General features: G+C 38.4%; 11 protein-coding genes. All 11 read right to left on the bottom strand.

The window, feature by feature from the left end; translation table 11 throughout:
* Positions 1 to 6: 6 nt before the first annotated feature.
* The 11 genes from LG329_RS05170 to hprK all read right to left on the bottom strand — a co-directional run bounded on the left by LG329_RS05170 (position 7) and on the right by hprK (position 11,332).
* Positions 7 to 471, bottom strand: a complete 465-nt coding sequence (locus LG329_RS05170; protein ID WP_404454220.1) for an NUDIX hydrolase — start codon at positions 469 to 471, stop codon at positions 7 to 9.
* A gap of 573 nt (positions 472 to 1,044) precedes the next feature.
* Positions 1,045 to 1,995, bottom strand: coding sequence for a thioredoxin-disulfide reductase (trxB, locus tag LG329_RS05175; protein WP_404454223.1), 951 nt, complete (start codon positions 1,993 to 1,995; stop codon positions 1,045 to 1,047).
* A 92-nt stretch (positions 1,996 to 2,087) separates the two neighbouring features.
* Positions 2,088 to 3,092: a tetratricopeptide repeat protein gene (locus LG329_RS05180; RefSeq protein WP_404454225.1), complete on the bottom strand. Its 1,005-nt coding sequence runs from the start codon at positions 3,090 to 3,092 to the stop codon at positions 2,088 to 2,090.
* A 244-nt stretch (positions 3,093 to 3,336) separates the two neighbouring features.
* Positions 3,337 to 4,998, bottom strand: a complete 1,662-nt coding sequence (locus tag LG329_RS05185) for a glycerol-3-phosphate dehydrogenase/oxidase (RefSeq protein ID WP_404454228.1) — start codon at positions 4,996 to 4,998, stop codon at positions 3,337 to 3,339.
* A 245-nt stretch (positions 4,999 to 5,243) separates the two neighbouring features.
* Positions 5,244 to 6,737, bottom strand: coding sequence for a glycerol kinase GlpK (glpK, locus tag LG329_RS05190; RefSeq protein WP_404454230.1), 1,494 nt, complete (start codon positions 6,735 to 6,737; stop codon positions 5,244 to 5,246).
* A 124-nt stretch (positions 6,738 to 6,861) separates the two neighbouring features.
* Positions 6,862 to 7,401: a glycerol-3-phosphate responsive antiterminator gene (locus tag LG329_RS05195; RefSeq protein WP_404454232.1), complete on the bottom strand. Its 540-nt coding sequence runs from the start codon at positions 7,399 to 7,401 to the stop codon at positions 6,862 to 6,864.
* Between the two features lie 22 nt (positions 7,402 to 7,423).
* The gene (locus tag LG329_RS05200) at positions 7,424 to 7,942 is read right to left on the bottom strand and encodes an acyltransferase (RefSeq protein ID WP_404454233.1); all 519 of its coding nucleotides are present in this window, start codon (positions 7,940 to 7,942) and stop codon (positions 7,424 to 7,426) included.
* 3 nt (positions 7,943 to 7,945) lie between these two features.
* The gene (gene ppaX / locus LG329_RS05205; protein ID WP_404454235.1) at positions 7,946 to 8,581 is read right to left on the bottom strand and encodes a pyrophosphatase PpaX; all 636 of its coding nucleotides are present in this window, start codon (positions 8,579 to 8,581) and stop codon (positions 7,946 to 7,948) included.
* The gene (locus tag LG329_RS05210) at positions 8,556 to 9,515 is read right to left on the bottom strand and encodes a nucleoside recognition domain-containing protein (RefSeq protein ID WP_404454237.1); all 960 of its coding nucleotides are present in this window, start codon (positions 9,513 to 9,515) and stop codon (positions 8,556 to 8,558) included. Before LG329_RS05210 ends, ppaX begins: the two co-directional genes overlap by 26 nt.
* Positions 9,516 to 9,539: 24 nt before the next feature.
* Complete coding sequence (gene lgt / locus LG329_RS05215) at positions 9,540 to 10,385, bottom strand: prolipoprotein diacylglyceryl transferase (protein ID WP_404454239.1); 846 nt, start codon at positions 10,383 to 10,385, stop codon at positions 9,540 to 9,542.
* A gap of 5 nt (positions 10,386 to 10,390) precedes the next feature.
* Positions 10,391 to 11,332, bottom strand: coding sequence for an HPr(Ser) kinase/phosphatase (gene hprK / locus LG329_RS05220; RefSeq protein WP_404454241.1), 942 nt, complete (start codon positions 11,330 to 11,332; stop codon positions 10,391 to 10,393).
* Between the last annotated feature and the right edge of the window lie 874 nt (positions 11,333 to 12,206).

Here is a 12,206-nt window from a genome sequence, read left to right on the forward strand (position 1 = left end):
CCCCCTTTATGGTGTAGATGGATCTAATTGCATATCAAGCAAATCATAATCTTCTGTATATGAAAAAGAGCCATACATCATACCGCTCTTAGACAAGACATGCTCAAAAATCTTTTTATCTCCTTCAGCCATAGGTAATTCATTAATTTTATCTTGATCGACCCATTCAAGGATACCTTCATCACAATGTTCCGTTTGCACTCCCTCAAACGCATTACAAATAAACGTAAACATCATCCATTCCTGGACCACACGATCCGCGTTTTGAACAATAAATGTAAATGCTCCTGCAAGCTCTGGATTTTGTAAATGTAAGGATGTCTCTTCCCGATATTCCCGGATTACTGATTCTTTGATGGACTCACCTTGCTCCATCTTTCCACCTGGAGTAGCATACCAGCCGCGCCGAGGTTTTTTAAGTAATAAAATTTTATTTTGTTGAATTAATATACAATTGGTAACTCGTTGCATCTATTTAACACCTCTTTCTAGAGGACTATTGCTATTTTGGTTCTTTATTTATGCGTTCAGTCGCCTTCGCTTTTCTCTGTCTAGCTGCGCGGGCTAGCGGTTCGTGACGTAAGCAATGAACACTTCAAACGCAAAACCCATGCGTTTTTCGGTTCCTTGCTTATGCGTCCGCTTCTGAACAGTCGCCTCCGCTTTTCTTGTCTAGCTGCGGCTCCTAGCGACTAGCAGATAGTTGGTCCTGTTGAACGTACGGAAAGTTCACCGTACTTTTCACATGCCCATCTATCTGTACGTCGCTGAACAGTCGCCTCCACTTTCCTTAATTCCATTATACAATGAAAAAATTCAAACCAACAAGCTTTTGATTTGGAAATTATAGTTGGTCGACAGGAACGGACAAGCTTTGATAACACAAAAAAAGATGCACAGGTGCGAGTCACCTGTGCATAAAACTAATTTATCTATTAAAAGGGGGTCAATTAGTTAATTATATTGTACCCTAAAAATATTTCGAACGTGTTACAACAGCGTTAAGAAGTAATTACTTTCTTAGAAAACTTTTCTATGCGTATTTTATTTAGCTGCTTTTAATTCTTCTAATAAATTCTCAATATACCCTTGTGCAGATTGAGCAGCGATACTTCCGTCCCCGGTTGCAGTCACAATTTGTCGAAGTTCTTTTTCTCGGATATCTCCTGCAGCAAATACACCAGGTACACTTGTTTCCATGTTTTCATTTGTTGGAATATACCCTTCATCATCTGTTATACCTAATGATTTAAACGGTTCGCTTAATGGTACCATTCCGATATAAATGAATACACCCTGTGCATCAAATTCGCTTGTTTCCTTTGTATTACGATTCTCAAGTGTTACACTATTAACTTTTCCTTCAGGACCATTGATTGTATTAACAACTGTATCCCAGATAAATTCAATTTTATCATTGTCGAATGCGCGTTGTTGAATAATTTTTTGTGCACGTAATTCATCACGACGGTGAACAATCGTTACTTTACTTGCAAAGCGCGTCAGGTAGATCCCTTCTTCTACTGCAGAATCTCCACCACCAATTACAACAAGCTCTTTATTCTTGAAAAATGCGCCATCACATACGGCACAATAAGAAACACCACGACCACTAAGTTCTTCCTCACCAGTAATTCCAAGTTTTTTATATTGTGCTCCGGTAGTGATAATAAGTGTGCGCGTTTTGTATTCATGTTTGCCAGCTTTCACTAGTTTATAATCACCATGATCGACAACTTCCTTTATATCGCCATACGCGTATTCAGCACCAAATTTCTTAGCGTGCTCAAACATTTTATTGGATAAGTCAGGTCCCAAAATATGTTCATAGCCAGGATAATTTTCTACATCCTCTGTGTTTGCCATTTGGCCACCTGGAATTCCTCTTTCAATCATTAACGTTTCTAAGTTTGCACGAGATGCGTAAACCGCTGCAGTCATTCCCGCTGGTCCAGCCCCTGCAATAATAACATCAAACATACGATCCTCGGACATTACGAACAGCCCCTTTAATTTTCTTTATATTTATACTTAAAGCCATATATATACTATAAGATGTGAACATGTACGTCTAATTTTCTGCTCATTTACAGTTTACATGGATGAATTTCCTTTTTTAATAACGGATGACGTGTGCATCCTTCTTCCCATAATGACTTTGCCTTTTCAGTCTCACCATTATGATATGCAGCAATACTGTACCAACGATAGTAGGATGGATGCCCCTTTAATGTTCCTTTTGACAATAACCTAAATCGTTTATATGCATCTTGGTAAAATTCAGTCCTTGCCAAGGTGGTTGCTATTTTCAATTTCTGTTGTTCATGAATCGAATATACATTTAGTAATGCCTTTATGTGTTTCGTATATTCCACGTTTCCACGTTCAAAATAAAAAATTGCTAAATTTATATGAGAACATAAATCGTTTGGTGTTTCTTTTAAAACATCCAATTCCATCATCATAGCATCCTCTTGATGTCCGCTAAAGAACAATGCTTGTGTATAATCGTGCTTAATCATTTTATGTTCTGGGAAAAGAGCAATCATTTCTTCTAATAAAGGCAAGGCTTTGCTCCATTCAAAATATTCCATATGATTAAAGACCGTTTCCTGATAAATAAGGAGCTCATCCTCTTCTTCTATATCCCATTCTTCGTCTTCATCAGTCTCATCTATATCAAGCATTTCTAGTAAACTATGTGCTTCCTCATGGAAATCACCATCCGGCTCATTATTAAGGTATGACTCTGCATATTTTTTTGCATCATTTAACAAACCTAAATGTGCATAATTATTTGCTAATAAGTAATAACAATCCACATATTTATCACCTGTCGACTGCAGCACTTTTGTTAATAATTGGTTAGCAGCGTGGTAGGCGCCTATTTCGGTATAAACGATTGATAATTGACATTGGTAAAGCGGTTCTACTGGTGCAAACTCAATCGCTTTTTTCATCCATTTTACAGAAACATCAAATTTTCTTTTCTGAAAGGCTTCTACACCTTTTGTAAAATAAAATTCACCATCAGGAATAAAAGGGACAACATTGTTTACTTTTTTATTTACAACTTTTTTCACGTCTTGCATAGTTATCCCCCTATTGTCGAAACATATCGAATCAAAGTATACCATACATAGAAATAGAATTATAGATGGTGATAGACTTTTGCATCAGCAACTTTTGGGTTATAAGGATTTCCCTTTTTTCTGCTTAGAAAACGCCAGGTCTTAATAGCGAAAGCCTTAGTTGCACTTATGCAGTAAGAAAGGATTTATACCTTCTTAACTGCCAAAAAACCTTTATCCCGCCACGGATAAAGGCTTCGATTCATTATTTAACGGGCGTTACTGCCTCATGTAACAACTTATCAAGTTCTGCAACATAATCTTGTTTTTGTTCTTCGGACCATTTTAACATAACAGCCATATAATCAGTCACCGCTTCTTTATGTTCCCGTAACCATTCAATATCAAAATACAATGCCCCAGTTCTCCGAATAAAGAAATCAACTGGCTTGTAAACTAATTCTTGTTCTATTCCATATAAAAGTTCTGCAAAAACTATTGGGTCAATGTTCGCTTGTTTTGCCTCTTCTTGTTTGTTTTCATAAAAGGAAAGTACTACATCTGTGTTTGATCCATATTTTTGAACGAGTAGATCTGCAGTTTCCTCGTTAATTCCTATACCAACGGCCTCAGCAACCTTTCGTTTTTTGAACGCCGCGAAACCTTTAGAGCCACCAACCTCACCACCTGAAATTGGTAAGTCATACGTTTCTGATTTTGTATAAATAATCTGTTCTTCTTTTTTCAACTGATCAACCACGGTGTTTACTGCTTGTTCAGCCATTTTTCGATATCCTGTCAGCTTTCCTCCAGCCATGGAAATTAGCCCTGAATCAGAGATGAATATTTCGTCTTTTCGTGAGATTTCATCTGGACTTTTTCCTTCTTCAGAAATTAATGGGCGCAAACCTGCCCAACTTGACTCTACATCCGCTACCGACATAGCAAGTGAAGGGAACATATAATTAATTGCATGAATTAAGTAATCCCGATCATCTTCTGTCATCGTAGGATGTTCGATATCCCCTTCATAGGTAGTATCTGTCGTTCCAACATAAGTCTTGTTATTCCTTGGAATGGCAAAAATCATTCGATTATCTGGTGCGTCAAAGTAAATCGCCTGTTGTAATGGAAACTTTTCCTTAGAAAATACAAGGTGTACCCCTTTTGTTAAGTGAAGTGTTTTGCCTTTTTTGGATCCATCAATTTCACGAAGGTCGTCTACCCACGGTCCACCAGCGTTTACCACTTTTTTTGCGAAGACTTTCATTTGCTCTCCAGTGATCCGATCTTCTACTATTGCTCCAATTACTTTCTTACTTTCATCATATAAAAAGTCCACTGCTTTCGTATAGTTGATTACGTGTGCACCATGTTGTACTGCTTTTTTCATTACCTCAATGGTTAACCTCGCGTCATCTGTTTTGTATTCGACATAATAGCCAGCGCCTTTAAGTCCATCCTTTTTAATAAGTGGTTCACGTTTTAATGCTTCATCCGGACGAAACATTTTTCGATGCTCATCTTTTTTTACACCGGCTAGGAAATCATAAACCCGTAAACCAATATTTGTTGTTAAAGGACCAAAATTTCCTCCTTTGTGAAATGGAAGCATCATCCATTCCGGTGTTGTCACATGTGGTCCATTTTCATACACAATCGCACGTTCTTTACCAACTTCTGCAACCACTTTTATCTCAAACTGTTTTAAATAACGTAGCCCACCATGGACAAGCTTAGTGGAGCGGCTTGACGTTCCCGCAGCAAAGTCGCTCATTTCGATGGTACCCGTCTTCAAACCTCTCGTTGCAGCATCTAATGTTATTCCAGCTCCAGTAATCCCTCCACCAATTACAAGAAGATCTAATTGATGTTCTGTTAACTTTTGATAAATTTCTGTCCGCTTGTGACTCGAAAATATAGTCATTCTTACACACTCCTTCTACCCGATATAATATTTCATCTACTATACAATTACCCTAAACTCTAAACTTTCATGTACCTCATCGTATCAGCCAATAATTAGAAAACCGCATGCGCACAAATAAAAAAAACACAAAACGAACCAATGTGCATACATTAGTGTTTTGTGGTTTCTCCTTCTCTCCGACCAATACTATTAACTTACTTACATCATACCATAGAAGTTAATTTACATAAAGTAAATTGTACTTATTTAAATACTTGCGCTGCTTTTACAGCTTTTTTCCAGCCGCTATATAATTCCTCACGCTCATTTTCATCCATGTTACTATCAAATGTTTTATCGACTTTCCATTGATTAGCAATTTCTTCTTTGTTTTCCCAAAAGCCAACAGCTAAACCAGCTAAATATGCTGCTCCAAGTGCCGTTGTTTCATTGACAACAGGGCGTTCAACTGATGTTCCAACCATGTCGCTTTGGAATTGCATCAGGAAGTTGTTTTTAACAACACCACCATCTACACGTAGTTTTTTCAGGTCTATTTCAGAATCTGCAATCATTGCATCAAGTACATCACGCGTCTGATATGCCAGTGATTCAAGTGTTGCACGAACAAAGTGCTCTTTTTCAGTACCCCTTGTTAACCCAAATACTGCACCCCTGACATCACTATCCCAATATGGTGTACCTAGTCCAACAAAGGCTGGCACAACATAAACACCATCTGTGGAATCAACTGCCTCTGCCAGTGGTTCACTTTCTGCTGAGCTTTGGATTAGTTTTAACCCATCACGCAACCATTGAATTGCTGAACCTGCGATAAAAATGCTACCCTCTAACGCATACTCAACCTTACCATCGACGCCCCACGCCAGGGTTGTTAATAAACCGTTTTTAGATTTAACACCTTTGTCCCCCGTATTCATTAACATGAAGCAACCAGTTCCATACGTATTTTTTGCCATTCCTTTTTCAAAACACGCTTGCCCAAACAGTGCAGCTTGTTGATCACCAGCAATTCCAGCAATTGGTACCTCATGCCCAAAGAAGTGGTAGTCTATCGTGTTTCCGTAAACTTCAGACGATTGCTTTACCTCTGGAAGCATCGATTTTGGTATAGTAAGGATTTTTAACAGCTCATCATCCCATTCCAAATCATAAATGTTATACATCAATGTACGTGATGCATTGGAATAATCCGTAACATGCGTTTTCCCACCAGTTAGTTTATAGACTAGCCATGTATCAATAGTACCAAATAATAAATCACCATTTTCCGCTCTTTCCCGTGCACCTTCCACATTATCAAGAATCCATTTCACCTTTGTACCGGCGAAATAAGGGTCAATTAACAAACCTGTCTTGTCTCTGAATGTATCATTATAACCATCTTCCCGTAGCTTTTTACATATATCAGTAGTTTGTTTTGACTGCCATACAATCGCCCTGTAAATTGGCTTACCAGTGTTTTTATCCCATATAACAGTTGTCTCACGTTGGTTTGTAATTCCAATACCTTTAATTTGACTCGGGTCAACATCCGATTTTCTAAGTACATCTGAAATACACGCAAGCATCGACGTCCAAATTTCATTTGCGTTATGCTCCACCCATCCAGGCCTCGGAAATAATTGTTCGAATTCCTTTTGGCCGGTTTCCACGATTTCCCCATCATGATTAAAAAGAATTGCTCGTGAACTTGTTGTCCCTTGATCTAATGATAAAATATACGTTTCCACCATTATTCCTCCTCTTTACTATATATCTATATGTTCTAGTTTCTTTTCTCCATTCCCTGCAATTTTCATGATTTACTACCTTCGTGTGTTTTATCAACTAAAAAACCACCCAAAATTGGATGGTTTTTTACCATAAAGCAGTTTTAGACGTTGATACAGCTATTGCACCAGCATTCAATGCCTCTTCAACCTCTTTACCTTCCGTAATAAGCCCACCAGCAATAATTGGAGTCCCAATCCTTTGGGATAGGTTTTCTATAAAGCTTGGTATTAATCCTGGAAGTACCTCGATACAATCTGGTTTTATTCGCTCAATTAACGTTTGGTTATGCTCAAGTGCCAAACTATCCAACAAAAACATACGTTGGATGGCCATAATTTGATTTTTTTTTGCTAATTCAATGACATATCCTCTAGTAGAAATAATGCCATCAGGCTTTATCTCACGTAAAACATATTCCATACCATATTCATCTGTCTTTAATCCTTGAATTAAATCAAAATGAATGATTACCTTTTTATCTGAACGGTGTGCGTATGCTACTAAGTTTTTTAATTGAGAAAGCCTGGTTTCCAATAAGACAATCACATCGTGTTTAGATCCTAATGCTTTATCAAAATCTTTCATTGTGCGTACAGCAGGTAATATACCGGATGGTAGATTCATTTTTTTCACCCTCCAATTAAGGTTAAAATGTATCGTCTAACGATCTACGTTCCATCTCTTCTCTAGAGTAAATTATTTTCATCGGATTCCCTCCAACGAAACAACCCGCTGGGACGTCCTTGTGAACCAAAGTACCTGCAGACACAATCGCATGCTCACCAATCGTTATGCCAGGAAGAATGGTCGAGTTCGCACCAATCATAACATTGTCACCAATAGTGACCTCACCAATTCGGTATTCTTTAATTAAGTACTCATGAGCTAAAATTGTTGTATTATAGCCGATAATTGAGTTCGTCCCGATTGATATTTTTTCCGGAAACATCACGTCAGGCATTACCATTAATGCAAAAGCGGTTTTATTTCCGACTTTCATTTTCAAAAATGTTCGGTACAGCCAATTTTTCATAGACAAAAATGGAGAATACCGTGCTAATTGAATGACAATGAAGTTTTTCATTACCTTCCAAAAAGAAACCGTTTGATAAATTTGCCATAAGGAATTAGCTTTTTCCACACGGTAACGTTTTGTATTTCGCATGTGTCACACTCCTACAATTGTATACAAATCACGCATATCCTCAAGCATATAAGTTGGATTCAACTTTGCTAGGGTTTCTTTCCCCTTAATTGTCCAAGCGACACCAGCTGTTTGCACACCAGCATTTTGTCCAGCCTCAATATCGTGGAAGTTATCGCCAACCATTAATGTAGAAGAAGCATCAGCACCTAAATTTTTCATTGCCTTGATAATTGGCTCAGGGTGCGGCTTTGCGTGGGATACATCGTCTAACGTAATGACGGTATCAAAGAGTGACTCAATTCCGACAAGCTTCAATCCCATATTAGCTCCTGTACTCATTTTGGTTGTTACAATGCCAAGTTTAACACCAGATTCTTTTAACTGTTTTAACGTTTCAACGACAAAGGGATATGCTTCAACATAATTGTCATGGTGATGTAAATTGTGATCCCGATAAACTTGAATCATTTCATCCGACTTAATTGGGTCTACATGATCAAACGTATCTTTTAACGATGGACCAATAAATGCTAATGTTTCTTCTCGTGTAATCGGTAGTTTATAGTGTTCAAAGGTATGCAAAAAAGATGCGATAATTAATTCATTTGTATCAATTAATGTTCCATCAAGGTCAAAAAGTATTGTATGAATTTTCATTTGCTGTTTCCTTCCCTTTTACATGATCTGTTCGCTTCCAAATTATCGAAACAATCATTGTTAATAAAATAGCTGTAACAAGCCGTATCGCAAGCAATGGCCAGATTGGAATACCGAGAGGAATAAAGATAAGTGTATCCTCTACAACAGCATGACACGAAACAAGGAATATTAATGCTAAATACATATCCCGCCTCGACACACCATCTTCCTTAACGGCCTGTATCATGAGACCTGCTCCATAGGCTAATCCTATTGTAAGACCTGCAACTAAAGTCATTGATGTATTTCTTTCCATGCCCAATAGTTTTGTAAAAGGAGCTAATCCATTAGATAATTTCGTTAGCCAGCCTTTTTCACGCAAATATTGCATGATTACCATAAGAGGTATGACAATTAGCGCTAGCTGGCCTACAGCTATTAATGCGGTTTGCACACCTTGTAAAGCAATCTCACTCCAGCCATTTACCGCTCCTTCCGATGATGAAATTAAACCATATTGTGCTTGTTCAGTTCCACCGTCCCACAGTAAATTAATTGTAATACCTGCAATTACGGCTAACGATAAACGTATTCCCCCAATGAGCCATGCACTTACTCCAACCCTTGATGCCACAGTCGACTCAATAAACAGGTTATGGGAAAACGAAAGCATCATCGCCATGATAAAGACTTCTTTCACGGTGAAATCAAAAGAGACAATCGCAGCAATTCCAGCGTATAAGTTCAATGCATTCCCAAGAACCAGAGGAACTGCCGCTTCACCTGATAATCCGAACAGCCCCATAACTGGACTGATTTGTTTAATAATCCATGGCAGGACTGGTGTATACTGAAGAATGGTTATTAATAAGGTAATAGGAAAAATAACTTTACCTAATGTCCATGTTACTTGTAAACCCTGCTGTAAACCACGTTGTAAAATTCCGTACACACTAGATCCCTCTCCCTGTTCGTATTACTTCTTTTTCTTCATTGAAGTTTTTGATCCATCATATCTTCTATCGGCCATTTTTGTTTTTCTGCGATACACAATAAGCGCGATTGCACCTACCACTAGTATAACTGAAATTAATTGTGCTGCGCGAAGCTGTCCAACCACATACAGACTATCTGTCCGCATTCCTTCGATAAAGAAGCGACCAACAGAATAAGAAATTACGTAACTTAAGAATACTTCACCGCGCAATGGATTATATCTTCTTAAAATAAGTAGGAAAATCAATACGAGAATATTCCAAAATGATTCATATAAAAAAGTAGGGTGATACATCGTGCCACCAATGCACATTTGGTTCATAATAAAGTCTGGTAAGTATTGATGAAAGTTATTATATGTAGCTTCTGTAATAGGTCCGCCATGGGCTTCCTGGTTCATAAAGTTTCCCCAACGCCCAATAGCCTGACCCAAAATAATACCTGGTGCTGCAATATCAACTAACTGCCAAAAAGATACTTTTTTAACACGTGCATATACTACTGCCGTTAATACCGACCCAATTAATGCACCATGTATAGCAATTCCACCGTTCCAAATCGCAAAAATATCCCACCAAGGTCCACCTGCATATTCTTCCCATTCAAAAATTACATAGTATGCTCGTGCAGATATAATTGCAATCGGAATTGCAAAAACTACAAGATCAACAAATGTATCTTTTTTCAAGCCTAAACGATCCGATTCTTTTGTAGCTAAATACAGACCGAGAAAGGCTCCGACCGCAATAATAACTCCATACCAATAAATGGTTAATGGACCTAACTCTAAAAATACTCGGTCAAGTGCAGGTGCACTACATGTCATTTAAATCACTCCAATCCATTATTCTCATTGCCCTGGTCAATCATACTTGATAAACGTTCAGAAAATTCCTCTGCTGCATTAACACCCATTCGTTTTAATCTAAAGTTCATCGCTGCAACTTCAATAATGACTGCTAAGTTGCGCCCCGGTCTTACTGGAATGACAGCCTTTGGTACGTGAACATCCATAATTTTCATATGTTCCTCATCAAGTCCTAAACGATCATATTGCTTTTTCTCGTCCCAAACTTCCAAATGAATGATAAAAGAGATCTTTTTATAATTTCGCACTGAACCTGCACCAAATAGTGTCATGACATTGATGATTCCTAGACCCCGAATTTCTAATAAATGTTCGATAAGTGGCGGAGAATTCCCAATCAAACTATCGTAATCCTCCTGACGAATTTCAACACTATCGTCTGCGACAAGGCGATGACCACGTTTCACAAGCTCAAGTGCTGTTTCACTCTTACCAACACCACTTTGTCCTGTTATCAGAACGCCGATTCCATAAATATCAACTAAAACACCATGAATGGCTGTTGACGGAGCAAATTTTGCTTCCAAATAATTAGTTAATCTACTTATAACACGAGTAGTTTTTCGTGGTGAATGCAAAATCGGAACACCCGACTGATTTGCAGCATCGATCATTATATCTGGAATTTCCATATCACGTGTTACCACGATTCCTGGTGTAACATCTGTGCAAAGGCGATCAAATCGTTCCCTTTGTTTGTCCTTACTTAATTCTAAAAAATAAGCCATTTCCGTCTTACCTATTAACTGTAGACGTTCCTTTGGGTAATACTTAAAAAAACCAGTAATTTGAATTCCAGGACGTGCTATGTCACTTGTTGTAATTTCTCTATGTACGCCATCTTTACCTGCTACTAATTTCAAATTAAAATTTTCTAATAGATCTTCTGTGCGAACAATTGTCATTTTATGTCCCTCCGCTGTTCTGAACCTAACTGTTTTTCATTGTAGCATATATTTGCAAAGTGCAGAATTAAAAAAATTAGGCTCTTTTAGTAAAGATTGATATGAATGCACATCAGCATTGGTAATATGCGAGGCTCCTCGAAAATATATATACATTTTCTTCGTGCGATGTAATGCTGTCGTAGTTTTCCTTATCCTGTGGGAAGAGTAAGCTACGCAAGACCCCACAAGCGAGGAACGAGTGTCTAGCTACGGCTCAGAAGACACTACGAAAAACGAACAAAGTGAGTTTAGGTAGATATCGCACTGTACCCGGAGTGGTGAAAGCGAGTATATTTCCACTGCGGCATACACAACTTCCTATACAGCAACACCTTTTCATTTATTAACATTAAACTTTTAGAAAACGGCCAAAGTTAATAATTAGAGGCTCTTTTCGTATGCATTGTTGCTTTTAATCTTCATAATAAATATATATTGCGTCATAGCATACCGCTCCAGAAATACACTACGCTTTCCGCGGGCTCGCGCTGAGCCTCCTCGCGAGCAAAGACCGCTCACTGCGGGGTCTCATCGTCTTCGCTGTTTCCGCAGGAGTCTTCGTGTATTTCTTCCGCTAACATGGTGTCTGGAAGCAGTACCATAGAGCTCCTTTCACTATTATGGCAGTTGATTGGAGCGGAGGACCGTTGACTCCTGCGGGAACAGCACGAGTCTGAAGACCCCGCAGCGGTGCTCTTCCGCGAGGAGGCTGAAGCCGTGCCCGCGGAAAGCAACGGTCCGCAGCAGAAATCAACCAGCAGTTAGTCGCAATATATATCTATTCTCTTAAAAGCAACAATCTTTGGGAATACAGCCTAATTAAAAAAAACGC

The sequence above is a fragment of the Virgibacillus necropolis genome, from assembly GCF_044793635.1.
Classification (GTDB): Bacteria; Bacillota; Bacilli; order Bacillales; family Amphibacillaceae; genus Virgibacillus_F; species Virgibacillus_F necropolis_A.

Excerpts from the sequence above, each read along its gene's own strand:
- lgt (WP_404454239.1), bottom strand. The coding sequence starts at position 10,385 with ATGACATGTAGTGCACCTGCACTTGACCGAGTATTTTTAGAGTTAGGT.
- LG329_RS05170 (WP_404454220.1), bottom strand. The coding sequence starts at position 471 with ATGCAACGAGTTACCAATTGTATATTAATTCAACAAAATAAAATTTTA.
- glpK (WP_404454230.1), bottom strand. The coding sequence starts at position 6,737 with ATGGTGGAAACGTATATTTTATCATTAGATCAAGGGACAACAAGTTCA.
- ppaX (WP_404454235.1), bottom strand. The coding sequence starts at position 8,581 with ATGAAAATTCATACAATACTTTTTGACCTTGATGGAACATTAATTGAT.
- LG329_RS05200 (WP_404454233.1), bottom strand. The coding sequence starts at position 7,942 with ATGCGAAATACAAAACGTTACCGTGTGGAAAAAGCTAATTCCTTATGG.
- trxB (WP_404454223.1), bottom strand. The coding sequence starts at position 1,995 with ATGTCCGAGGATCGTATGTTTGATGTTATTATTGCAGGGGCTGGACCA.
- LG329_RS05180 (WP_404454225.1), bottom strand. The coding sequence starts at position 3,092 with ATGCAAGACGTGAAAAAAGTTGTAAATAAAAAAGTAAACAATGTTGTC.
- LG329_RS05195 (WP_404454232.1), bottom strand. The coding sequence starts at position 7,401 with ATGAATCTACCATCCGGTATATTACCTGCTGTACGCACAATGAAAGAT.
- hprK (WP_404454241.1), bottom strand. The coding sequence starts at position 11,332 with ATGACAATTGTTCGCACAGAAGATCTATTAGAAAATTTTAATTTGAAA.
- LG329_RS05185 (WP_404454228.1), bottom strand. The coding sequence starts at position 4,998 with ATGACTATATTTTCGAGTCACAAGCGGACAGAAATTTATCAAAAGTTA.